General features: G+C 49.5%; 21 protein-coding genes. 12 read left to right on the top strand and 9 right to left on the bottom strand.

Annotation, left to right across the window (positions count from 1 at the left end; translation table 11 throughout):
* Window positions 1-19: 19 nt before the first annotated feature.
* On the bottom strand, window positions 20-742 hold the full coding sequence (locus NFHSH190041_RS02220; protein ID WP_261923695.1) for an energy transducer TonB: 723 nt from the start codon (window positions 740-742) through the stop codon (window positions 20-22).
* Window positions 743-964: 222 nt separating this feature from the next.
* Here NFHSH190041_RS02220 and hutW point away from each other — a divergent pair, with 222 nt between their 5' ends.
* The 5 genes from hutW (at window position 965) to NFHSH190041_RS02195 (ending at window position 7,735) form a co-directional block, all read left to right on the top strand.
* The gene (gene hutW, locus NFHSH190041_RS02215) at window positions 965-2,338 is read left to right on the top strand and encodes a heme anaerobic degradation radical SAM methyltransferase ChuW/HutW (RefSeq protein WP_261923694.1); all 1,374 of its coding nucleotides are present in this window, start codon (window positions 965-967) and stop codon (window positions 2,336-2,338) included.
* 13 nt (window positions 2,339-2,351) lie between these two features.
* Window positions 2,352-2,870: a heme utilization cystosolic carrier protein HutX gene (gene hutX, locus NFHSH190041_RS02210; RefSeq protein WP_261923693.1), complete on the top strand. Its 519-nt coding sequence runs from the start codon at window positions 2,352-2,354 to the stop codon at window positions 2,868-2,870.
* Entirely contained in the window at window positions 2,867-3,406 is a 540-nt protein-coding gene (locus NFHSH190041_RS02205) for a pyridoxamine 5'-phosphate oxidase family protein (RefSeq protein ID WP_261923692.1), read from the top strand. The genes hutX and NFHSH190041_RS02205 overlap by 4 nt, the downstream gene beginning before the upstream one ends.
* Before the next feature lie 129 nt (window positions 3,407-3,535).
* Window positions 3,536-5,734: a TonB-dependent hemoglobin/transferrin/lactoferrin family receptor gene (locus tag NFHSH190041_RS02200; RefSeq protein WP_261923691.1), complete on the top strand. Its 2,199-nt coding sequence runs from the start codon at window positions 3,536-3,538 to the stop codon at window positions 5,732-5,734.
* A gap of 234 nt (window positions 5,735-5,968) precedes the next feature.
* Window positions 5,969-7,735: an ABC transporter ATP-binding protein gene (locus NFHSH190041_RS02195; RefSeq protein WP_261925009.1), complete on the top strand. Its 1,767-nt coding sequence runs from the start codon at window positions 5,969-5,971 to the stop codon at window positions 7,733-7,735.
* Window positions 7,736-7,946: 211 nt separating this feature from the next.
* Here NFHSH190041_RS02195 and ubiA read toward each other — a convergent pair whose 3' ends face one another.
* Both ubiA and uvrD read right to left on the bottom strand, forming a co-directional pair.
* Window positions 7,947-8,813, bottom strand: a complete 867-nt coding sequence (gene ubiA, locus NFHSH190041_RS02190) for a 4-hydroxybenzoate octaprenyltransferase (RefSeq protein WP_261923690.1) — start codon at window positions 8,811-8,813, stop codon at window positions 7,947-7,949.
* A 108-nt stretch (window positions 8,814-8,921) separates the two neighbouring features.
* Window positions 8,922-11,087: a DNA helicase II gene (gene uvrD / locus NFHSH190041_RS02185; RefSeq protein WP_261923689.1), complete on the bottom strand. Its 2,166-nt coding sequence runs from the start codon at window positions 11,085-11,087 to the stop codon at window positions 8,922-8,924.
* A 241-nt stretch (window positions 11,088-11,328) separates the two neighbouring features.
* Between uvrD and NFHSH190041_RS02180 the strand changes: the two genes are divergently transcribed.
* Window positions 11,329-11,997 (top strand): AcfA family outer membrane beta-barrel protein, encoded by a 669-nt coding sequence (locus tag NFHSH190041_RS02180; protein WP_261923688.1) that lies wholly within the window; start codon window positions 11,329-11,331, stop codon window positions 11,995-11,997.
* 221 nt (window positions 11,998-12,218) lie between these two features.
* On the opposite strand, the gene NFHSH190041_RS02175 is transcribed toward NFHSH190041_RS02180, so the two are convergent.
* Both NFHSH190041_RS02175 and rhlB read right to left on the bottom strand, forming a co-directional pair.
* Window positions 12,219-13,136: an exopolyphosphatase gene (locus NFHSH190041_RS02175; RefSeq protein ID WP_261923687.1), complete on the bottom strand. Its 918-nt coding sequence runs from the start codon at window positions 13,134-13,136 to the stop codon at window positions 12,219-12,221.
* Between the two features lie 12 nt (window positions 13,137-13,148).
* Complete coding sequence (gene rhlB / locus NFHSH190041_RS02170) at window positions 13,149-14,468, bottom strand: ATP-dependent RNA helicase RhlB (RefSeq protein ID WP_261923686.1); 1,320 nt, start codon at window positions 14,466-14,468, stop codon at window positions 13,149-13,151.
* Between the two features lie 166 nt (window positions 14,469-14,634).
* On the opposite strand from rhlB, the gene trxA reads away from it, so the two are divergent.
* Window positions 14,635-14,961: a thioredoxin TrxA gene (gene trxA / locus NFHSH190041_RS02165; protein ID WP_261923685.1), complete on the top strand. Its 327-nt coding sequence runs from the start codon at window positions 14,635-14,637 to the stop codon at window positions 14,959-14,961.
* A 226-nt stretch (window positions 14,962-15,187) separates the two neighbouring features.
* Window positions 15,188-16,453 (top strand): transcription termination factor Rho, encoded by a 1,266-nt coding sequence (gene rho, locus NFHSH190041_RS02160; protein ID WP_261923684.1) that lies wholly within the window; start codon window positions 15,188-15,190, stop codon window positions 16,451-16,453.
* Between the two features lie 737 nt (window positions 16,454-17,190).
* Here the strand turns inward: rho and NFHSH190041_RS02155 are convergent.
* The 3 genes from NFHSH190041_RS02155 to NFHSH190041_RS02145 are packed head-to-tail and all read right to left on the bottom strand — an operon-like array spanning window position 17,191 to window position 20,701.
* Entirely contained in the window at window positions 17,191-17,922 is a 732-nt protein-coding gene (locus tag NFHSH190041_RS02155; protein ID WP_261923683.1) for a fumarate reductase iron-sulfur subunit, read from the bottom strand.
* The gene (locus NFHSH190041_RS02150) at window positions 17,919-19,916 is read right to left on the bottom strand and encodes a fumarate reductase flavoprotein subunit (protein ID WP_261923682.1); all 1,998 of its coding nucleotides are present in this window, start codon (window positions 19,914-19,916) and stop codon (window positions 17,919-17,921) included. The genes NFHSH190041_RS02155 and NFHSH190041_RS02150 overlap by 4 nt, the downstream gene beginning before the upstream one ends.
* 59 nt (window positions 19,917-19,975) lie before the next feature.
* Window positions 19,976-20,701: a fumarate reductase cytochrome b subunit gene (locus NFHSH190041_RS02145; RefSeq protein WP_261923681.1), complete on the bottom strand. Its 726-nt coding sequence runs from the start codon at window positions 20,699-20,701 to the stop codon at window positions 19,976-19,978.
* A gap of 321 nt (window positions 20,702-21,022) precedes the next feature.
* Here NFHSH190041_RS02145 and prmA point away from each other — a divergent pair, with 321 nt between their 5' ends.
* From prmA to fis, 3 genes are all read left to right on the top strand, one after another.
* Complete coding sequence (gene prmA, locus NFHSH190041_RS02140; RefSeq protein WP_261923680.1) at window positions 21,023-21,904, top strand: 50S ribosomal protein L11 methyltransferase; 882 nt, start codon at window positions 21,023-21,025, stop codon at window positions 21,902-21,904.
* A gap of 149 nt (window positions 21,905-22,053) precedes the next feature.
* Entirely contained in the window at window positions 22,054-23,049 is a 996-nt protein-coding gene (gene dusB / locus NFHSH190041_RS02135) for a tRNA dihydrouridine synthase DusB (RefSeq protein WP_261923679.1), read from the top strand.
* Window positions 23,042-23,347 carry a DNA-binding transcriptional regulator Fis gene (fis, locus tag NFHSH190041_RS02130; RefSeq protein WP_011761333.1) on the top strand — a complete coding sequence of 102 codons (306 nt, stop codon included), beginning with the start codon at window positions 23,042-23,044 and terminating at the stop codon, window positions 23,345-23,347. The genes dusB and fis overlap by 8 nt, the downstream gene beginning before the upstream one ends.
* A 224-nt stretch (window positions 23,348-23,571) precedes the next feature.
* Here the strand turns inward: fis and NFHSH190041_RS02125 are convergent, their stop codons facing one another.
* Window positions 23,572-23,793, bottom strand: coding sequence for a hypothetical protein (locus NFHSH190041_RS02125; RefSeq protein WP_261923678.1), 222 nt, complete (start codon window positions 23,791-23,793; stop codon window positions 23,572-23,574).
* A 410-nt stretch (window positions 23,794-24,203) separates the two neighbouring features.
* Between NFHSH190041_RS02125 and hpf the strand changes: the two genes are divergently transcribed.
* The gene (gene hpf / locus NFHSH190041_RS02120; protein ID WP_261923677.1) at window positions 24,204-24,584 is read left to right on the top strand and encodes a ribosome hibernation-promoting factor, HPF/YfiA family; all 381 of its coding nucleotides are present in this window, start codon (window positions 24,204-24,206) and stop codon (window positions 24,582-24,584) included.
* Window positions 24,585-24,695: the final 111 nt, after the last annotated feature.

Here is a 24,695-nt window from a genome sequence, read left to right as displayed (position 1 = left end):
GAATGCTAAATCAATTCCATTATTTCAGCTCAAACCGCACCGGCACCCGAAAGCGGGAGGCCAGCGTTTGACCGTCACGCTGGTAACCTCGAAACTGCCACTGCTGCACCGCAGTTAATGCCGCCTGATCCAGTGATAAAAAGCCCGAGCTTTCCACCACCTCAGTGCGGGTTTGCCGTCCCTGGGCATCCAACCAAATTTCCACCAATACCACACCCTGCTGCCCTTTACGTTTTGCCGCCCTGGGATAATGCGGCGCCATGGGTTTTACCCGAAAGCTTGGGGTCTCCAGCAGCACAGGTTTAGCCGCATCCTGAGCCGCCACGGCATCAGTCACCGAAGACTCAGTTACTCGCGCGGTATCTGCTTGAGCATCAGGTACTGGCGTCTCCGGCACAGCCTGTGGCGAGTGGGCAGCAGGCGTCGGCTCAGGTTTTGGCACGTTTTTTACCTCTGTCACCTGTTGTTTGGCCGGGGTGAGTTTGGGCTTTTCCGTTGCCGCTTGACGCGCTAACGGTTTTGGCTTTGGCACAGATACGGGCTCCGGCACTGGCTTTTGCTTGGGCTCAGAGAGCTTAGCGGGCTCCGGCGCTGCCGGGCTGGCCAGTAATCTCAGCGTCATACTCTGGGGGGCAGTTTCCGTACTCATCGCAAAGGCTGGCTGCAGCGGCGAGCGGAGCCAAAATGCTGTATGCAGTAGCGCGGAAACTGCGGCGCAAACCAGGTAGCGAGACGGATTCAAACTTATGCCCAACGAGGTATTTGGTTACCGGAAATACCCCAAGGTTGCATGAGAATGAGAATAATATCAATTATCAGTTTGCAACAAGTTAGTGATATACATCACTTTTGCGAACCGTGTCACATGAACGCAAATGAGATCGATTATCAGTTGCATTCCAGTTAATTCCAGTTAGGATATGCCACTGAAACGTTAAGTTTGTTATTTATCTGTGGTGGTGAAATGCACATTGATTTACTTAACCCAGAAGTGACCGGCCGGCATAGTCCCGACCCGCTGCGCTTCGCATTTGCAAGGAAACGCGGTGCCCATGCAGGAGGCATGTCCAACATGGTGCCACCACAGGCGATCCAGGCAGAATTAATCCAAGCCTATAATCAAGCGCCGGCGCAGCGTCACGGACCAAGATGCCTTTACCTGCATATTCCCTTCTGCCGGGTACGTTGCACCTTTTGTAACTTTTTCCAATACGCCTCAAGTAAAAGTCTGATTGACCGCTATGTGGATAGCTTGTGTCAGGAGATCCGCTGGAAAGCCAGCTCGATTTGGGCTCAATCTGCTCCGTTTCAGGCCGTCTATATCGGGGGCGGCACCCCCACAGATCTCAGCGCGGAGCATATCCGCCGCATTATGGCTGACATCAAACGGCACTTCCCACTGACCCCCGACTGCGAAATCACCTTAGAAGGACGGGTAAACCGCTTTGGTGAAGACAAATTTGAAGCGGCGCTGGAAGCGGGCATTAACCGTTTTTCTTTTGGGGTTCAGAGCTTTAATACTCAGGTGCGTAAAAGCGCCAAACGCCTAGATGACAGAGAGCATGTGCTGGAGCAGCTGGACAAATTTGTCCACTACAACGCTGCCCCTGTGGTGATCGATCTCCTGTTTGGTCTGCCTCATCAGAGTATGGCTATCTGGCAGCAAGATCTGCAGGACTATCTGGCCAGTGGGGTACATGGGGTTGACCTGTACCAACTGCTGGAAATGCAAGGTATTCCCATGGCCACTATGGTGGAACAAGGAAAATTACCGCCCCCCGCCGACACCCAGATGAAAGCCTCTATGTACGCCTGGGGAGTGGAGTTTATGGCACGCCACTGCCAACGCCGGGTCAGCGTCAGCCACTGGGCGCGGGATAATCGCGAGCGCAGCATTTATAACTCGTTGGCCAAAACCACCGCGGAAATTATGCCGCTGGGCGCCGGAGGCGGAGGCAACCTCAATGGGCTGCAGATGATGCAAAACCGAGATCTGGACAGCTATATCCAAGCCATTGAGCAACAACATTACCCTGTCCCTATGCTGCTGCGCACCGGCAACACACATGGCAGCAATGCCTGCATTAAAGCGGCCTTTGATCATGGCGTACTGGCCAGCAGAACGCTGGATCTGGCCGCGGGTAGCGGCACCTTCGCCGCCCTGAAACCCTTATTTGCACTCTGGCAGCAAAATGGGCTCATCAGCCTGTCCAGCGCTCCAGCAAGCGAAGGCGGCGATGAATATTTGCAATTAACCCTGGCCGGCCAGTTCTGGTCCGTCACCCTGTCACAAATTTTGATTGAAGTGCTGCAGTCAAACTTGGCTGCAGCAGCATAAAAGGAAATATTGGATGTCAATTCAAGTGAGTGAAACCCTACAGCAGCAAGTCAATACCATGCTGGCTGCCGATGCCCATACTCCGGTTGTCATGATGGCCACTGAGCTGCGTGCCAGTGAAGGCGCCATTACCCGCGCCCTGCCCTCGGATATGGCCAAATTTACCGCCGGTGAACAGGCGCAATATATTCTCAGCCAACTGCCGGATTGGGGCAAAGTGACCACCATTGTCGCGGCAGCTGGGTCAATTTTTGAAACCAAAGCTGACTTTCCCAAAGGCAAAATCGCCCAGGGCTTTTATAACCTGATGGGGCGTGAAGGCCAGCTGCATGGTCATTTGCGGTTAGATTTGATCACGGATATTGCTTTTGTTTCCAAGCCATTTCGCGGCATGGACAGCTATTACATCGGCTTTTTCACCACCAGCGGTGAATGCATGTTCAAAGTCTATCTGGGACGGGATAAAAAACGTCAGCTGTTCCCCGAGCAAATTGAGCGCTTTAAGCAACTGCAACAGGAGCTGTGCGCATGATAGATAAAGCTCAACGTTTACAGGACCGTATTGGCCCGGAAATCCAAGCATTTCGCCACAGCTGCCTGAGTCTGCAGTTAGCCAGCTTGGATGCTGATGATTTTCCCCATGCCAGTTATGCCCCTTTTATCTATCAGAACTTGTGTTATTACATCCTGATAAGCGATATCGCCATTCACGGCCAAAACCTGCAACGCAACCCTAATGTCGGCCTTATGCTGCTCGAAGATGAAGCCGACACCAAGGATATCTTTGCCCGCCGCCGCCTGACTTATACCGCCAAAGCTGAACGGGTCGAGCGAGACAGTGACACCTGGCAACACATCACCCAGCTGATGCAACAACGGGCCGGTGCTACCTGTAACACCCTATGTGAGCTACAGGATTTCAAACTCTATTGCCTGCGGCCTATCACAGGACGCTATGTAAAAGGATTTGGCAAAGCCTTTGTCATTGATGCCGATGAGCGGCCCGGTGTCACCGCGCTGAATGAAGGCCATGTCAGTTCTCTCAAATCAGGCCGGCGTACCGGATAACCGCAAAATCAGACCATTAAAACAACTCACGCGACTAACGCGACTGTGGCCAATGCTGCGCCCAGCCTGACCTTAACGGTAATCGGGTCGGGGCAGCCTGCCTGCGACCCATTGCAATTAAGGGATTGAATGATGATCAAACGTAAAAAACTTGCCTGCTGTATTGGCCTTATCTGTTCCCAGGGACTCTTGCCCGCCCAAGCGCAAAATAATGACGAATATTATCTGGATGAAGTCGTCGTATCCGCCACGCGCACAGAGCAGCAAGTGCGGGATATTGCCGCGTCAATCAGCCGCGTTGATGCCAAGCAAATTGAGCAGTCGATGGCGCAGGATCTCCAACAAGCACTGGCTGATGAGCCCGGAGTCACCTTATCCGGCACGGGCCGCTTTGGCCTATCCGGCGTCAATATCCGGGGCCGGGATGCCAATTACGTTAAAACCTTGGTTGATGGCGTGGAACTGCCCGCCGGATATAACCCGGGCGCCGATATGATGCGCAAATATAACAACACCATAGAACTCGATACCTTAGCTGTGTTGGAAGTGAATAAAGGGCCGATTTCCAGTCTGTACGGCAGCGATGCCCTCGCTGGCACCATGGTGGTGCGAACCAAGGATCCAGCCGATCTGCTCGCAGACGGTGATGGCAGTGCATTTGGTGTTAAATCCGGTTATGCCAGTGCCGATGACAGCGTCAAAGCCACCGCAGAAATGGCTAACCGCACCGGGGCGCTGGAAACCCTATTCATTTATACCCATCGCCAAGGCCATGAACAAAAAACCCATGGCGGAGCCGATATTGTCGGGGAAAACCGGGGCGAGGCTGACCCCCTTAACTACCGCTCTGACAACCTGTTAGCCAAAGTCTATTATCAGTTAAATGATGCCCACACCCTTGGGCTGGCGGCAGAACATTTCACCCGGGAGCAAAATATCGATCTACTGTCCCGGGAAGGCGACAGCATCAAGATGGGGCCGCTGGTGTATCTCTACTCTGATGTGCACGGCCGGGATGAAGACAGCCGCACCCGCGTCAGTATTGAGCATGATTGGCAGGCCAATATCACCTTGTTTGATCAGCTGCAGTGGCAACTGGCCTATCTGCAGAGTGACTCCAACCACGACAACTACGACCATCTCGATAAAGAAATGCATGGTAAACCACTGAGCAGCCAAAACCGCAACCGTCACCGCGCCGGCGAGGACAACTCCTGGCAGGCGGATATCCAGCTGCTTAAAGCACTGGAGTTCAACCATGGTTACCATGAGCTGATCTACGGTGCCAGCTACATTCGCAACGAATTCAGCCTACATTATCAAGACATTGATATGGACACCGGCAAGGTCACCGATAAACACGCCGAGGTGCCCGGGGCAAAATCCGATAAATGGGGGGTCTTTATTCAGGATCAGATGTTTCTTGCCGAGGAAAAACTGGTTCTCAATACCGGCCTGAGATATGACAAATTCAAAGCACAGCCCGATGCCATCAGTGGTTATGCTAGCGCAGAAAATGATGCTTTAACCGCCCGCCTGGGTGCGGTTTACCACTGGAATAACACCCTAAGCAGTTATACTCAGATTAGCCAGGGCTTCAAAGCGCCAACGGTACAAGATCTTTATTATTCCTATGAAATGGGTGCAGTACTGGCCCCTAATCCGGATTTGAAAGCGGAAGAGAGCCTGGCTTATGAAATGGGTCTGCGTTACAACACAGAGGCGACCAAGCTGACATTCGCCACCTATTACAATGACTATAAAAACTTCATTGAAGACAAGATGATTAATCCGGCCGATCCTGAGCATGACGGCAAAGAGGTCTGGACCAAGGTTAACGTTGCCCGAGCTAAAATTTACGGTGCTGAATTCAGCGCTAACTGGGATCTGGCCAAGCTATTTACTGCACCAAACGGCCTGACAGCTGGGTTTAATGTCAACTACAGTAAAGGGGAAGATAAGCAAACCGGCGCCGCCATTGATACTGTGGCCCCACTGAGCAGTAGCGCCAGCTTAGGGTACGATGCCCCGGATGAGCGCTTCGGGGGCAAGTTGACTGTCACCGCCGTGGCTGGCAAATCCGGCAATGAATGGAGCAATGATAATGAGGTGGATAACATCAAAGCCCCGGGATATGTCAAAGCAGATCTGACAACTTACTACCAACCTGTGCATGGCTTGATGATCCGGGCCGGTTTGTTTAATGTGACAGATGTAAAATACTGGGACTACATGGATTTGGCCGGTATCGATAAAGGCGACACAGGATTGGATCGCCGCACCCAACCTGGCCGTAACTGGGGCGTCGATGTCAGTTACCGTTTTTAATCCCCACGACAATCTCCACGTATAACCCAAATAACAATTCGCTGTATCAACCCCGAGGGCGCATCTAATGTGCGCCCCAGCATTCGCCGCACGGCCCAGCCAGTCGGCGAATTGTTCGAGCCACTGTGAGGACATTCAGTGCAATCCCACACCCACGCCCAAACATCACCTACTGCCGACGCCAGGGTATCGCCAAGCACTGGCCCTTGTCGCCATGCCAAGATAACGCCACCGCTGCAACTTTCTCCCACTTGGCTATGGCAGCAGGCGAAACAACATAAAGCCCGGCTTTACAGTGCCAATACCCTCGCCATTATTGCGACCTTAATTGCCGTCCCCATTCCTCTGCTGTTACCCCTAATGGTGGATGAGGTGCTATTGAATAAACCCGCAGAAGGGGTGGCGTTTCTCAACCAGATCATGCCCGCTAGCTGGCAAACCGCTACCGGCTATATCAGTGCAATGCTGTTACTGATTATCCTGATGCGGGTCGTCAGTCAGGCACTTAATATTCTGCAAACCCGCCAATTTACCCTGGTCTCCAAAACCCTGACCTGCAATATCCGTCAGTATCTGTTGGATAAGTTGGGCCGCATCCGTTTTAAAGAGTTTGAATCCCACGGCAGTGGTGGCGTAACCGCACATCTGGTAACAGATATTGAAACTATCGACAGTTTTATCAGCAGCAGTCTAAGCCGCTTTCTGGTGAGTCTGCTTACCGTCGTTGGCGTGGCAGCAGTGTTATTGTGGCTCGACTGGCGGCTAGGGTTGTTTATTTTACTACTCAACCCGGTGATTATCTGGCTATCGCGCAAAATGGGACAGCGGGTACAACACCTGAAAAAAGCGGAAAACCAATCTTTTGAACGTTTTCAGCAGCGACTGGTAGAAACCCTAGATGGCCTATACCAGTTGCGCGCCGCTAATCGGGAGAAGCAATTTCTCGCCAAACTAAAAACCGATGCCGACAACATTCGGCAGGATGCCGATACCTATGCTTGGCAAGCCGATGCCGCAGGGCGGTTATCATTTTTAATGTTCCTGCTTGGCTTTGAGGTATTTCGCGCCGTTGCCATGGTAATGGTGGCCTTCAGCAGTCTGAGTATTGGTGAGATTTTTGCCGTATTTGGTTATCTCTGGTTTATGCTTTCGCCCATTCAGGATCTGCTCAGCATGCAGTACGCCTGGTTCAGTGCCAAAGCCGCTATGCACCGGCTGAACCACCTGCTGGCGCTGCCTGAAGATCCACAGCAAGCCAACCATGACCATCCCGCACTGGCCAAACCAACACTAGCCATTGAGTTCGACAATATCCGCTTTCGCTATGATGATGAAAAACAGGTGTTAGACCATGCCAGTCTGACCATTCCAGCGGGCAAAAAAGTCGCCTTGGTCGGCGCCTCTGGTGGTGGAAAATCCACCCTTATCCAACTGCTATTAGGGCTATATCGCAAAAATGATGGCGAGATCCGCATCAATGGCACCAGTATCGATGACATTGGCTATGAAGCCCTGCGCCGCCACACTGCTGTGGTACTACAGCAACCAACCATTTTTAATGACACATTAAGGGCGAATTTGACCCTGGGCGATACCGGCTTTAGTGACCAGCAACTTTGGCAGGCACTGAACATTGCGCAGTTGGATGATGTGGTTGAGAAACTAGATAAAGGGCTGGACACCGAATTGGGGCGACAAGGGCTAAAACTGTCTGGCGGGCAGCGCCAACGTTTGGCTATTGCCCGCATGGTGCTGACCGATCCCAAACTGGTGATTATGGATGAAGCTACCTCAGCCCTCGACACCCTGACCGAGGCGAAATTGCAGCAGGCATTATCTGAGTTTCTTCACGGCCGTACGACCTTGATTGTCGCCCATCGGCTTTCCGCCATTTTGCATGCCGATATTATCTATGTGCTGGAAGATGGCAAGGTGGTTCAAAGTGGTCAACACAGCCAATTACTGCAAGAGCAAGGGTTATATCGGACCCTCTATGCTTAATGGACTCAAAAATAGAGTCATTGAAATAAGCCAGAGCTTAGAAACATCAGCCGTGCTAAACAACAACAGGATGTGAATATCTAATGCGCAAGCTTGGTAGATTCATCTGCCAAGCTTGAATCACGGCGATGTTACCATAGCCCAATCCCAGCAACCCCAAACGCATTTAAGACTTGCTGTTTTCTCTACGAGAATGAATTCGCTTTAAAACTTAAGCAAAAAAGTAAAAATCGACTCCGAGGGCAATAAACAATGCCATACCGGCCCAATTATTATTGAGGAAAGCTTTAAAACAAGGGGCGCGCTCGCGGCCATTGATCAATTTTTGCTGATAAAGACCAAAGCCAATAAAGGTCATAATGCCTAAGGCATACACCAGCCCGCGATTATCAGCCCAACCTGCAATCACAAAACACACCAAGGCAGCTATCTGAAACAGGGCAATTAAATGTCGGTCATAGCGACCAAACAAAATGGCGGTGGATTTTATCCCCACTTTTAAATCGTCATCCCGATCCACCATGGCGTACATGCTGTCATATGCCACCGTCCAGCACCAGTTAGCGGCAAACAACCACCAAGCAGATGCCGGCACTTCGCCTAATTGGGCGGCATACGCCATCGGAATAGACCAACTCCAAACCACACCGAGAAACATCTGCGGCATATTGGTCACACGTTTGGTAAAGGGATAAATAATGGTGAGTAAGATGCCCACCACTGACAGTTGCACCACCAGTGGATTAAGCATCAGAACTAAGGCCAAGGCAAATAGCCCCAGTACGACAAATAGGACTATCGCTTCTTTGGGGGTCACTTCTCCACTAACCAGCGGCCGACTCTGAGTGCGAGCCACATGGCCATCGAGCTTACGGTCAGCAAAATCATTGATGATGCAGCCACAGGCCCGCATCACAAACACGCCGATAAGGAATATCACCAGCACCTTCAGATCGGGCAATCCATCAGCGGCTAACAGCAGTGCCATCAAACAGGGCCACAGCAGTAATAACGTCCCTATTGGCCGGTCAATTCTGGCCAGCCTAGCATACGCATCTAATTTTGCTCTGATATCCATAACGGGCGGCACTCCTGCAACAACATTTCCCCTTGCTGCCGTCCATTATGCCGGTAATTTCACTGCTGTACAGTACTTGAATCACGCAACCGTAATAAGGCTAAGCGACTAAACAGATTGAAGTTTTGCGTAAGCAACCACCAACCATTTACTGCCGACATCATCGAATCTGACCTGCACCCGAGCCTGGGCACCACTGCCTTCGCTGTCAGTCACAATCCCTTCACCGAATTTAAAGTGCATCACCCGCTGCCCACGGCGGTAACCAGACTCATTAAAGGCATCTGACTTCTGGCTAAAACGATTATTGCTCATGGGGGCAGCAACCGAGGCTTTCAGGCGGATCTCCTGCAGGTATTGCGCAGGGATCTCTTTAATAAAGCGCGATGGTCGGGCGTAATCTTCTCGGCCATAAATCCGACGCGATTCGGCATAGGTGATATACAGCTGCTGCATCGCTCGGGTCATCCCCACGTAGCACAGCCGTCGTTCCTCTTCGAGCCGATCCCCCTCTTCCAGCGCCATCTTACTCGGGAACAAGCCTTCCTCAACCCCAGCCATAAACACCACGGGGAACTCCAATCCTTTGGCCGAGTGCAGGGTCATCAGCTGCACCGCATCGCTGAAAGCATCAGCCTGCCCTTCACCCGCCTCTAGCGCCGCATGGGATAGGAAGCCGTTCAGCTCACCCATATCTTCCAGCTCTTCAGGCAATTCAAAGGTGCGGGCGGCGGTAACTAATTCTTCTAAGTTTTCCACCCGGGCTTGGGCTTTTTCGCCTTTTTCCGCTTCATACATGGCTTTTAGCCCGGAGTCACGGATCACCGAGTCTGCCATCAAATACAAGGGCATCTCTTCGGTATCAGTCGTCAAACGGACAATCAAATCCATAAAACCACGTACAGCATTCGCCGCGCGGCCAGCCAATACATTTTCATCCAGCAACCGCAGACAGGCCTGCCACATGGTCAGCGCATGATTACGCGCAGTGGAGCGAATAATGTCCAAGGTACGATCGCCAATGCCCCGCGCCGGGGTATTAACCACCCGTTCAAAAGCCGCGTCATCGTCCCGGTTAGCCATCAAGCGCAAATAGCCCATGGCATCTTTAATTTCCTGCCGCTCGAAAAAGCGCAGACCGCCATAAATGCGATAGGCAATCCCTTTATGTAACAAGGCTTCTTCCAACACCCGAGACTGGGCATTAGAGCGATATAAAATAGCGCACTCACTTAAGGTGCCGCCTTTTTCCTGCCAGTCCATAATACGACCGACAATAAATCTGGCCTCATCCATCTCATTAAAGGCGCAGTAAACGGAAACCAATTCCCCTTCCTGACCCTCGGTCCAGAGTTTTTTGCCTAACCGATCTGGGTTATTAGCAATCAGTTCGTTGGAAGCGTTAAGGATATTGGCGGTAGAGCGATAGTTTTGCTCCAAACGTATGGTTTCAGCCCGGGGGAAATCCCCCAGAAACTTGTGCAGGTTTTCCACCTGAGCGCCACGCCAGCCATAAATAGACTGGTCATCATCGCCGACGATCATCACATTGGCACTATTGCCGGCCAATACGCGGATCCAGGCATACTGAATGGCGTTGGTATCTTGAAACTCATCCACCAAAATATTACGGAACCTGTCCTGATAATGGGCCAGAATATGGGGCTTATTGAGCCAAAGTTCATGGGCCCGCAACAAGATTTCAGCAAAATCCACCAACCCTGCTCGATCGCATGATTCCTGATATACCTTATACAGATTCAGCAGTTGCTGCTCCATCGGGAAACCACCGGCATCAATATGACCGGGACGCAGCCCCTGATCCTTTTTACCATTGATATAACCGGCCACCAGTTTGGGAGGAAACTGCTTCTCATCCAGCTTTAGGGTTTTTAAGATTCGCTTGATTAATCTGTGCTGATCATCCGAGTCAATAATCTGGAAGCCCTGCGGCAGATTCGCATCCTGATAATGGGTACGCAATAAACGGTGTGCCAGACCGTGGAATGTGCCAATCCACATGCGGCCAACATTGCCGCCAACAATCTTCTCTACCCGCTCACGCATCTCGGCAGCCGCTTTATTGGTGAAGGTTACCGCCAAGATGGAATAGGGACTTTGATTCTCCACCTGCATCAGCCAGGCAATTCTGTGGGTCAACACCCGGGTTTTGCCACTGCCAGCACCGGCCAGCACCAGCATGCTCGACTGAGGTGCAGCCACGGCCTCACGCTGTTTATCATTCAGGCCATCAAGTAAAGAAGATACGTCCATTCCCGCCTCCGCAAAAAATACCCCGGCATTATACCCAAGATGGCCAAGCCCATGGCAATTTATCCAGGTAAGCGATTTCAATCCTATTACCGCCCGTCTTTAAATTTCCTTATCACTTTCAGCATTAATTGCAAAATGGATAACCTTTCAAAAAGAGTTAATCCATCTGACACAATGGCTTCACTCGACAAAGAGTAAGGTAATTAAACATTTCTTATTCAAATAGATAACGATAACAGCTATGAAAAAACTTCTGATACTTCCACTGCTGGTCGTCGCCCCCAGTGTCTTTGCCGCCCCCTATGTTGGCGTGCAGTACGGTGTTGCATCTGTCAGCCAGGATCACAGCACCCATTTCAATAATGACAATGTGACCTTAAAGCCCGATGGTAGTAGCGACGTGGTTGGGGCATTTGTGGGATACCAATTCAATGACAATCTGGCGCTGGAATTTGGCTATAGCCAATACAAAGCTGAAGACTCACATAGCGTGTTGAACAAAAATCTGGATTACTTATTCCCAGGGACCCAAAAGCCACAAACAGCAACCCATGAAACCGAGTGGGATGCCCACTTAAAAGCCCATCGCTATACTCTGCAACCTTTCTATCTGCTGCCATTAACCGATAGCATCAAACTCAAGGCTGGCCTTGGTCTTACTCTGACCCAATATAGCTATCATTCTGCGTCCAATGATGAATATGAAGCCATAGCTAATGATGATATCGAGCACACTGTGGCTCGTGCAGGAGGGGAGCATAAAGATGAAAATGCTGTCGGAGGTGTAGCATCACTGGGATTGGATTATCGGGTATGTCCACATTTCAATGTAGGCATGACTGCACAATATCAGGCTGACCATATTGCTAACGCCACAGAGTTTATGCTCAATGCGAGCTATCACTTCTAGCCAAGTAACAGGCTAGTCAATGACGCTGTAGATAACTGAGCCGGGTCGTACAATCATGCTGAGCTTTACATAATAGCTTTACGTAATAAAGCCAAGACTAATACTGACATTCGGCGCAATCTGCTAGCCAAAAATACATATCCCCGCCATGGTGGGGATATTTTTTACTAAGCATTACCTACGCAAATAGTCAGATGAATATGACCATTGGGTTAATGAGTTCAACCAGCCACTCTATCCGCGAGCTGTTGCAATACCCCTTCACGCAGCGCTCCACCGGATAACTGTAATCTGTCTAAATTCAGTTGAGTAAACAGCGCCAGCAAAATCGCCACCCCAGCGGCAAATGTCGGCACCCGTTCGCTATTCAGACCAGTAATACCGGCTAAATCGGCACTATGCTGCTGCAGAATTTCCGTTTTCAGCTGCTGTAATACCTCAAGGGTAATAATCTGAGGCAACTCTCGATGGGCCAGTAATTCTATCACTGACTGCACAGAGCCCGAAGCCCCCACAACCGCATTCCAGCCCAAACGACGCAACATCGGCCCTTGTTCAGTTAAGATCTTGGCAACATCTGCTGCTGAATCAATAAAATCCTGTTCCTGATATGGGAAATGAGCAAAAAACTGTCGCTGTCCAGTCACACAACCAAAAGGCAAGCTGGCTTTCAGCAGCACATCCTGACCTTCGCCGACAATAAATTCCGTACTGGCACCGCCAATATCAATCACTAAGCGACGCCCGCCACCCTGCGTGTTGGCAACCATACCCTGATAAATCAGTTCCGCTTCACGCATGCCGCAGATCACTTCAATCGGGCAGCCCAGCAATGGCACAGCTCGCTCACTGAATTCATCAGCATTGCTGACACTGCGCAGCGTTGCTGTGGCAACCACAGCAACATGACATCGATCGACTTTGTGGTTATCCAGCATACGACCAAACATTGCCAGACAATCTAAACCACGCTGCATTACCGCATCTTGCAAGCGGCCATCAGTGCCCATGCCTTCAGCCAGTCGCACCTTACGTTTATATTTGGCAATAACCTGTGGTCTGTGCCCTTGAGTGCGAGCAACCAGCATATTGAAACTATTGGAGCCCAATGTAATGGCGGCGTATGTGGTCTTTGGCATGGATGTATTCAATTAGGCGTGTCTACGGGTCCGATCATGACGTGGCGGACGACCATTGCGCGGAGCACCTTGAGGTCGACCACTGGAGCGGTCACGCAGATTGCGCGAGGCATTATTATTGGTGTGTTTACGCTGAATTTTCACTGCAGGCGCTAAATCATCCAACAGAGCATCCCTATCATAAGAGCTGACCGGAATAGAATGCTGAATATACTCTTCAATCGCTGGCAGGTTCAATGCATATTCTTCACAGGCAAAACTCACAGATGTCCCTTTATGACCCGCACGACCTGTACGACCGATACGGTGTACATAGTCTTCACAATCATCAGGTAAATCATAGTTATACACGTGAGTGACATCAGAAATATGCAGGCCACGGGCAGCCACATCAGTCGCGACCAAAATATCCAGTTGCCCTTGGGTAAACTGCTCTAAAATACGCAGACGTTTTTTCTGCGGTACATCCCCGGTCAGTAATCCCACCCGATGGCCATCGCCTTCCAGCGCCGCCCACAGGTTTTCACACATATATTTGGTATTCGCAAATACAATGGCTTTATCTGGCCAATCGTCCTCAATCAGCGTCTGCAACAAACGCATCTTGTCTTCCATGGAGGGATAAAACAGCTCTTCTTTAATATTCTTGGACGTTTTCTCTTCCGGGGCAATCTCCACTTTTTCCGGATCATTCATATGATCGTATGCCAATTCCTGCACTTTCATCGACAGGGTAGCAGAAAACAGCATATTTAAGCGGTCAGCTGCATTAGGCATACGGCGGAAGAGGAATCGGATATCTTTAATAAAGCCTAGATCAAACATGCGATCGGCTTCATCTAATACAACCGCCTGAATAGCGGACAAATTAATCACACCCTGACGGACATAATCAATAATACGGCCGGTGGTACCAATCAGAATATCAATGCCCTTTTCCAGTACTTTCATCTGGGCATCGTAACCTTCACCGCCGTAAACAATCCCAACTTTTAATTTGGTGTGCTTGGCCAGTAATTTGGCATCTTTGGCAATTTGAATCGCCAATTCACGGGTAGGAGCCATAATAATGGCGCGGGGCTGATTAATCTGCCGCCCTTCAGGGACGGGAACAGTTAATAAGTGATTGAAGGTGGAAACCAGAAAAGCCAGTGTTTTTCCCGTGCCCGTCTGGGCTTGACCGGCGATATCTTTTTGCTTCAGCAGAATTGGCAGAGATAACGCCTGGATGGGCGTACAATATTCAAAGCCGTTTTCGGACAATGCCTTAACAACCTCCTCGTGGAGAGGAAATTCGGCAAATTTTTGTTTGGATAAATGTGTTTCGCTCATAGCGCAAGCATACCTGTTGGGGTTGCAATAAGATACTCGATCGTTTGAAATAGCGGCAAGAAAAAACAAGGCCGAAAGCCGGGCTTGAAAAGCCGATAAACGCACCCAATATACAGGGTAAGCCATTCACAAACCAGCGATGGCACCACATTAACCGGAGAAGATCATGAGCGACAAATTTATAACCCTGAGCGACGACAGCTTTGAAAGTGACGTACTGAAATCAGAAATGCCAGTACTGGTTGATTTCTGGGCTGAGTGGTGCGGTCCATGCAAAATGATCGCCCCAATCCTGGATGACGTTGCCGGTGAATACGAAGGCAAACTGATCGTGGGTAAACTGAACGTAGATCAGAACAATGTTTCTCCAGCAAAATACGGCGTACGCGGTATTCCAACACTGCTGCTGTTCAAAAATGGTGAGCTGGTAGCAACCAAGGTTGGCGCCCTGTCAAAAACCCAATTAAAAGAGTTTATTGACGCGCAAATCTAACGCAATAAAAACACTTCCAGCAGGAAGAGTGAAGCCCGGCACAGTTTCTCGTTGAAATTGTGTCGGGAAAGCCTTAAAAATGTGGACGCCCCGGTCGGTTAGTGCTAATTTAATAACCAGCTTCTTTCTAATAACCCATTTCTCGCGGTTCAATCTTTCTCTCACAGACATTCGAATCAGATTGAGCACGATGAGCTCTGTCGCGTAATTTACAAGACCCATCAACATGAATTTATCAGAATTAAAAAACAAGTCGATCTCTGACTTAGTCTCCCTCGCTGAAAGCATGAAACTGGAAAATATGGCCCGCGCCCGTAAGCAGGACATTATTTTCTCCATCTTAAAAGCCCATGCCAAAAGTGGCGAAGATATTTTTGGTGGCGGCGTACTGGAAATTCTGCAGGATGGTTTTGGCTTCCTGCGCAGTTCAGATGGTTCTTACTTGGCAGGCCCAGACGATATTTATGTTTCACCTAGTCAAATCCGCCGCTTCAATATGCGTACCGGTGATACCATTTTTGGTAAAATCCGACCTCCAAAAGAAGGCGAGCGTTATTTTGCACTGCTGAAAGTTAACGAAGTCAATTTCGACAAGCCTGAAAACTCCCGCAATAAAATCCTATTTGAAAACTTAACTCCGCTGCACGCTGAAGAACGCCTGCGTATGGAGCGAGGTAACGGTTCTACCGAAGATATTACCGCCCGTATTCTGGATTTGTGCTCCCCTGTAGGTAAAGGTCAACGTGGTCTGATTGTTGCGCCACCAAAAGCCGGTAAGACTTTATTACTGCAGAATATTGCTCAGTCAATCACCTATAACAATCCAGATGTTGTATTGATGGTACTGCTGATTGATGAACGTCCTGAAGAAGTGACTGAAATGCAACGTATGGTACAAGGTGAAGTGATTGCTTCTACCTTTGATGAGCCAGCGAGCCGTCACGTTCAGGTTGCTGAAATGGTGATTGAAAAAGCCAAGCGTTTGGTTGAGCACAAAAAAGACGTGGTTATCCTGCTAGATTCCATCACCCGTCTGGCCCGTGCATACAACACTGTTATTCCATCTTCCGGTAAAGTACTGACCGGTGGTGTGGACGCCAATGCCCTGCATCGTCCTAAGCGCTTCTTCGGTGCTGCCCGTAACATCGAAAATGGCGGCAGCCTGACCATCATCGCGACAGCGCTGATTGATACCGGCTCTAAGATGGATGAAGTGATCTACGAAGAATTTAAAGGTACTGGTAACCAGGAACTGCATCTGTCCCGTAAGGCTGCAGAAAAGCGTGTATTCCCAGCTATCGACTTTAACCGCTCCGGTACCCGTCGCGAAGAGAAACTGACTACCCCTGACGAACTGCAAAAGATGTGGATCCTACGTAAGATCCTCAATCCTATGGATGAAGTCAGCGCAATGGAATTCTTGATCGACAAACTGGCAATGACCAAGACTAATGATGAATTCTTCACTGCGATGAAGCGCTCTAAGTCTTAATTCAGCTTGTAATATCCAGTGATTTCATTAAAAGCCACCTTCGGGTGGCTTTTTTGTCGCGGATAAACAATAAACACTAATAACAGATAACGTCACAACTTAGCTTGTGAGCTTTATCAGCCGTTTTAATGCCACAATAATTCCGTCGCAATCACTCAGCTAGAATAAAGCCAATAGCATTGCGGTAATGCGGTAATGCGGTAATGCGGTAATGACTAGCATGACGGCAATAATTTAAAATTAATTACCACAATAAGCTTGTGTTTAACCCAGCGACTAACTCAAGAATTAACTCAACGATTAACTCAACGATTAACTCAACGATTAACTCAGCAAATCATTTAATGGCGCATTGAGTCGCTCAATCAAGCTCTCACAATACTATTATCCAATGACCTAATAATGCACGGCATAAGGCGACCATTGATTTAGCCATCACCACGCTGGGCTAAATAATAAACCAATAAAAATTCACCACAGTGTTATTTGTAGCGAATAGCAACATGCATTGTTAGTTTGATTTTCATTTATCCCGAACATTTATTCTCGTCAATTAGCGCAAATCAATTACCGCTATCAGTCCAAGAGTTTGTCAATATTTAGCAGCCGTATTCAATGTCCAATATCCAATGCCCAGTCAAATTGATTAGCCCGACAAAGGCTAAATAAGCCGTTTTTATGACAAATCACTACAGCAAAAATAGAGCGCTTTCTGCTGCAGTGATTTAGATTGCTTATTACACCAATACGCTGGTCATTTTTCGGCGCAGATAAGCAATTTGCTGCATATGTGGTAAATCTTTTGGACAGTTATCTTGGCAGCCTAATAGGGTCATACAGCCAAATACCCCATCTTGATTACCAATCACATGATAAAAATCATCAGCACTGCGGGCGTCACGGCTATCCAATTCAAATCGGGCTATCTTCATCAAACCTATAGCGCCCACAAAAGTCTCGCGCATCTGCTTAGTTGCACAGGCAGACACACAAACACCACATTCAACGCAGCGTTCCAACTCATACAACTTAGCCGCTTCTTCCGGATCCATCGGCGCTTCCAACACATGGATATCCTGAGCATCGCCTCTAGGGTGCAGCCATAGCTTAAGGCGCTCGGCAATCTCCCGCATAAACTTACCGGTATTCACCGACAAATCACCAATCAACTCAAACCCCGGCAAAGGCATCAGCGTGATCTGGCTAGCGGCAAATTTACTGGTCAGGGTGCGACAGGCTAACGTCGGTAACCCATTAATGACCATGGCGCAGCTGCCACAAATACCGGCGCGGCAGACAAAATCAAACTGTAGCGAGCTGTCCTGCTCTTCACGCAGTCGATTCAGGGCAATAAATACCGTCATGCCCGGCGTTTCATCCAACTGATAACTGACCATTTTCGGCTTATCACCCGGCTGCTGTGGATCAAAACGGAAAATATTGAATGTAAGGGTACGGCCCTGACTCATGAGTTTTTATCTCCAAGCTGCGCTGATATTTTATCGATCAGGCGTTCATTTTTCGGCATTAATTCCTGAGGTAAATCAAATGACATCAGCACCTGTTGCTGGTCATATCTGTCAGCATGCTCACCCAAGGCCGCCAACTTAACGGCAATCTCAGCTTCACGAATGGCTGTATCGGGGTGAGGAATTGCGTTATCGACACCATAGCCCCGATACCCCGGCGGCAGCTCCATCTGCATCACGTCCAAATCTTCATAATGAATTTCCGGCTCCAGCGCGTTAGCCTCCGGCCAGCGGCACAGGGTGCGCTTCAACCAGTCCTTATCATTACGCTGTGGGAAGTCTTCTCGGGCATGGGCACCCCGGCTTTCGGTACGGGCAGCAGCGCCACAGGCAACTGTTAGCGCCACTTTAATCATACGGCGAACACGCAAAGCTTCGACCAGTTCGGGATTGGCGTGGCGTTTCTTATTCTTAACCACCAGGTTACGGCTGCGCTCCAGCAAACTTTTAAGGCCAGCAACCGCTTTATCCAACTCAGGACCATTACGGAAGATACCGACATAATCCATCATGATGCGCTGCATCTCTCGCTTCAGCACATAAGGGTTTTCTGTGCCATTGCCATCGATCAAACTCTCAATTTCGGTGCGCAGCTCACCCATCGCCTGCTCAACGAGGCTGGTGTTCACGACCAGATCGTTATTTTCACCAAAGTCCGCCACATACTTGCCGATAATCATGCCGCCAACCACAGTTTCAGCGAGCGAATTCCCCCCTAAGCGGTTAAAGCCATGCATATCCCAACAGGCCGCTTCGCCCACACTGAATAGCCCCTGCAATTGCGGACTTTCACCGGTGGCATTGGTGCGAATTCCCCCCATGGAGTAATGCTGGGTTGGCCGCACTGGGATCCAATCCACGGCCGGATCAATCCCCAAAAAGTACTCACAAATTTCCTGCACTTCACGCAGGTTAGTTTCGATATGCTCACGCCCCAACAAGGTGATATCCAGCCACAGATGCGGACCATAAGGGGAATCAACCCCTTTACCTTTACGCATATGTTCCGTCATGCGGCGGGAAACCACATCACGACTGGCCAGCTCTTTCTTTTCCGGCTCATAGTCCGGCATAAAACGGTGACCGTCGACATCGCGCAGCAGACCACCGTCACCACGACAACCTTCTGTGGTCAAAATGCCCACTGGCACAATGGCAGTAGGATGGAACTGCACCGCTTCCATATTGCCCAGTGTGGCAACGCCAGTTTCCAATGCCAGCGCCTGACCAATGCCTTCACAGATAATGGCATTGGTAGATACCTCATAAATACGGCCATAGCCGCCGGTGGCAATCGTCGTGGACTTGGCAATATAAGCACGCAACTCACCGGTGATAAGACAGCGGGCAATCACGCCGTGGCAGCGCTTGCCATCGTGGATGATTTTCAGCGCTTCCATCCGTTCATGCACAGCAATGCCCATCGCGATAGCTTTGTTATCAACTGCGTACAGCAGCGAGTGGCCGGTTCCATCCGCGGTATAGCAGGTACGCCACTTCTTGGTGCCACCAAAATCGCGGGCATTGATCAGGCCATGGGCCGCTTCAGCCTCATCAATAGTCACTTTCTCAGCGTTAACGACGACTTCCCGAGGACCTTGAGTCACCCGGGTCCATGGCACGCCCCAGTTAGCTAACTCACGCACCGCTTTGGGGGCGCAATGGGCAAACATCCGCGCAACGTGCTGATCGCAGCCCCAATCAGAGCCTTTTACCGTATCTTGAAAGTGGACATCCTCATTGTCGCCCATGCCTTTCACTGTATTACCCAAACTGGCTTGCATACCGCCCTGGGCCGCAGCAGAATGGGAGCGCTTCGCCGGAATAAGGGACAGCACCAGTGTATCCAGTCCACGCTCTTTAGACGCGATGGCAACCCGCAGCCCGGCAAGGCCGGCCCCCACCACTAATGAATCTGTATAGATAATTTTCACGCTTGTTCCTTACAGCTTTATGCCGCTGCAATATCAAGTTATTACACGTCAGTGATGATTCAATCTGGCGAAAAAGGCGTCACTGGTAATGTCAGTTCAGTGCCAATCAGCACATAGCAGATCAAGCTGGCTATCCCCAGCAGCAGCAGATAAATCAACAGCCCTTTAGCTAACCGCAGCAACGTCGCCCGCTGAGAGCTTACGCCCCATTTCACTGCCACCCGGTACAAACCAAACACGGCATGCACCACAACCGCGGGCAGTAACAACACATACAGCAGCCAGGTATTGTCGTGATACACCCGCTCGGCGCTCATATGTGGGCCAATGGCGGGGGCTTGGATCATTTCAAACAGGTGAACTGGCACCAAAAAAAACAGCGCCGCGCCAGTTAATAACTGGAAATACCAGATACGGGTATCACTGTGACGGATAGTCCGTAAACTGGACTGCAAAGCCCGCCACTGGCCTAACTGCGCCGGAAAACGCCGCAGCGCCGTCAAGGCATGCAACACAAATACCGCCAGCATCAATACCGAGATGAATTGGGTGATAACAGGGAACCCCTTGCCATCATCACTGAAGAGACTGCCTTCCAGAAAGTGCACGACATGATAAAACGCATCCTTACCCAACAAGATGCTGGACTCGAAATGCAGGTGGAACAATAGAAACACACCCATCAACACACCGGTAGCACTCTGCAACCGGTCGACATAGGCCGAGCGTCGGTGCCCGAGCAGCCTTGGGCTGATGGGGTTAGGTACATAGGTTTTGGTTGTCATTATTATCAGGCCTAAAGGCCACTATTATCGTAGGGAGGCATAAGATAACAGCCTGATACAATTCAACATCACAAATGTTACTCAACGGCGATCTTGATCACACAAATAAACACAAATATCCGACAAGCATCACAGACAACCAACCCTGACTCGAAATCGGTCTTACCAATGAGCCAAACACCCAACAATTGCCTGAACAAACATAAGGTTACCCACAATTTCACTCCCTCTACCCCGCCATAATGACGCAAATTCGCGCTACTGCGTGGCTTGAGATACAATACCGCCCCAATTTTTAAAACCACTCCACAGAGGCAAACAATGGCCTGGATCCAACTGCGCGTGCATACCGGCAAACAAGAAGCCGAATTATTAAGTGACTATTTAATGGAGCTGGGCTCAGTGTCCATCACCTTTGAAGACGGTCAGGATGAGCCTATTTTCGAGCCTAAGCTGGGAGAAACCCCACTGTGGAATGACACTGTCGTTATCGCCTTATTTGATGCTGGTATGGATCTGGCGCCGGTTGTTGAGCAGATGAAAACCCTGCCTTATATGACCAACGACTTTGCCTACAAAATTGAACAGATTGAAGATAAAGACTGGGTACGCGAATGGATGGATGCCTTCCACCCAATCAAATTTGGTAACCGGTTGTGGATTTGCCCAAGCTGGCGTGAAATCCCTGATCCAGCAGCTGTTAACGTAATTCTGGATCCAGGCCTCGCCTTTGGCACCGGTACCCATCCAACCACTGCCCTGTGTCTGGAATGGCTCGACAGCTTAGATTTGGCCGGTAAAGAAGTGGTGGATTTCGGTTGTGGCTCCGGCATTTTGTCCGTAGCCGCCCTGAAACTGGGCGCAGACAAAGTCACAGGTATTGATATTGACTATCAAGCCATCGATGCCTCCAAGGCCAATGCCGAGCGCAATGATGTGGCCGACCGTTTAGCCCTGTATTTGCCTCAGGATCAGCCTGCTGGGCTGCAAACTGAAATCCTGGTTGCCAACATCCTCGCCGGCCCGCTGCGTGAACTGGCGCCGCTGATTGCCGAGCTGGTAAAAACCGGTGGCAAATTAGCACTATCGGGTCTGCTACGTGAGCAAGCAGAAGAGATTTCAGCCTGTTACGCCCAGTGGTTTGAGATGGACCAACCTACCCATAAAGAGGATTGGACTCGCCTGACCGGTGTACGCAAATAAGTCAAACTGCCGCGCATCACGCGCCACGACTGACTTCTTGCCGAACAAATGTCAAGAAAAAAAGTTCTGGAAAGGTTATTTATTGACCTTTTCAGAACGGGGAAAAAGGCGTACTATAGCGCCCCTTTGAAGAGCAAGGTGAAACAGTAATGCAGATTGGACCCTATCAACTGGAAAATCAGCTGATCGTGGCACCAATGGCGGGTGTCACCGATCAAGCCTTCCGAAACCTCTGCCTCCGTTATGGCGCAGCCATGGCGGTTTCAGAAATGCTTTTGGCCAATCCCGATGTTTGGGATACCGACAAAAGCCGCCTGAGACTAAGTCATTCAGGTGAAGAAGGCATACGCTCAGTACAGATTGCCGGGGCAGATCCTGATGCCATGGCCTGGGCCGCGCGCTACAACGTAGAGCAAGGTGCCCAGATCATTGATATCAATATGGGTTGTCCTGCAAAGAAAGTGAATAAAAAGCTGGCTGGCTCAGCACTGATGCAGAACCCCGCGTTGGTGGAACAAATCCTCCAAGCTGTGGTGGCTGCCGTCGATGTGCCGGTCACGCTGAAGATTCGCACAGGTTGGGATCCTGAACACAGGAATGGTGTTCAAATCGCCCAGATAGCGCAAGACAGTGGCATTGCCGCTTTGGCTGTTCACGGCCGAACGCGACAGTGCATGTATAAAGGCGATGCCGAATACGACACCATCAAGGCTATCAAACAAAGCATCTCGATCCCTGTTATCGCCAATGGAGACATCACCACCCCGGAAAAGGCCAGGCATGTGCTGGACTATACGGGCGCAGATGCTCTGATGATAGGCCGGGGCGCGCAAGGAAGACCCTGGATATTCAGGGAAATCCAGCATTATCTGGATACTGGTTGCAAGCTAGCGCCGGTAGCGGTGGAAGAAAAGCGTCAAGTGATGCTCGACCACCTCACCAAATTGTATGCATTGTATGGCGAGTTTAAGGGTGTCCGTTTCGCCAGAAAGCATATTGGCTGGTACCTGGACCAGGATGCACAGCGGGAATTTCGTGCCGAATTCAATCGACTGGAAACCGCGGCGCAGCAATATTCCCTCGTGGAATGTTTTTTTGATGAATTAAATTCAGAATTAGATAAAGAGCAGAATACGAATGTTTGATCAGACAACTCACACAGAAGCACATCCGCTTACCGTAGGCAAAATTGAAACCGCTAACGGCACCATTAAGCCTCAGTTGCTGCGCGACGCTGTAAAGCGCGCTGTAAGCAACTTCTTCGCTCAGTTGGACGGTCAGGAAGCACAGGAAGTTTACGAGATGGTGCTTTGCGAAGTTGAAGCCCCACTGCTGGACATCATCATGCAGCACACCCGCGGCAACCAAACCCGCGCAGCTAACATGCTGGGTATCAACCGTGGTACTCTGCGTAAGAAGCTGAAAAAGTACGGCATGAACTAATCAGGCATTCACAGTGCATTGAAATAAAAGGTCTTTTGGTAAATCCAAAAGGCCTTTTTTATTGTTTATACAATAAGACACAAACAATATATTACTCAAATACACGCTCCTAATATCAATTCAGCGAACAATAGGAGCATCTAAACCAACACCATCATTACAGCTAGCCATTCACCCCGTATTCACGGTAGACGTGATGCAGTAAAAGCGATAGCACTAGCAGGTTAAGACCATTTCAAAATGGCCCGAATATTCATCAGTAGAAAAATAAGGTTTGCGACTATCATTGCCATACTGCCAGACAGGTAGCCCACGACCATCCAGCTGGAATTACCAAACATCATCAAAATAAAGCCGATTTTATTGCGGTTTCCTACCTGCCAAATCGCTAAAAATGTTAGCACCATTGCCACCCAGTCAACGCCATAATAACTGGTGTAATCCATTACCTATCCCTGTGGTTTTTTTATTCAACCAGTATGCCGTGAACTCAAGTCACTACGCCACAGATTAAACGAGATCTACTTCACAATTAATTTTAATTAGGAATAATGAGAGGGCTATTTTGTCTGTAATCGGATAGATAAAAACAAAATGACAATACAGCAGTTATGATAAATCCCTTACAGCCAAAATAATTTTCATATTAACCACGCAATACAGCACGAATAAAAACAAACCAAACACAAAATTACTTATTAAAATAACCAAAAACATATAAATGTGCGGATAAAACAGCCAAACCATCCACTTTAGCCGACGCTTAATTCGAAATGTGATTTTCATCACATTTTTACCCACTATTTCAGCGGAATGTAATAACCAACAAGACGAGTAAAGTTGGGATATGTTGATTATGAACGGAAAAATTACTGCTAAAGGTTTTGAACTTACCGCCGAACAACGTGACTTCATCATTTCCAAGCTGGAAAAACTGGATAAATACCAGGTGACTTTTCACAGCCAGGACGTTTTTGTAAAACTGGAGCCGCCAAAACAGTTCCATATTGAAATTGCAGTAAAAAGTTCCGTAGGTCCTATTGAAGCTTCTGCTGATAATAAAAATTATCATGAAGCTTTGGCCGAAGTGTTTGACCGCTTGGAACGCCAACTCATTAAACAAAAAGACAAGCCTCTGGCCAGCCGTAATGAGCCAAGAGACTATGACAAAATGAGTGAAACCGAAGAGTTAGAAGCAACTGATGCTGCAATTGAATCAGTGAAAGAATCACTGTAACTGTCCTCCCCAAGCCCGGTAGCGTCTCCCAAACCGCGTTACCGGGCTTTCTTTTGCTCTAGCCAAAGTTCATATCAATAAATTCCTGTTATCTCAGCGCCTTACACCATG

Origin of the sequence: Shewanella sp. NFH-SH190041 (assembly GCF_024363255.1) — a bacterium.
Classification (GTDB): Bacteria; Pseudomonadota; Gammaproteobacteria; order Enterobacterales; family Shewanellaceae; genus Shewanella.
Note: the sequence above shows the minus strand (reverse complement) of the source record. Positions and strands in the feature narration are given on the sequence as shown.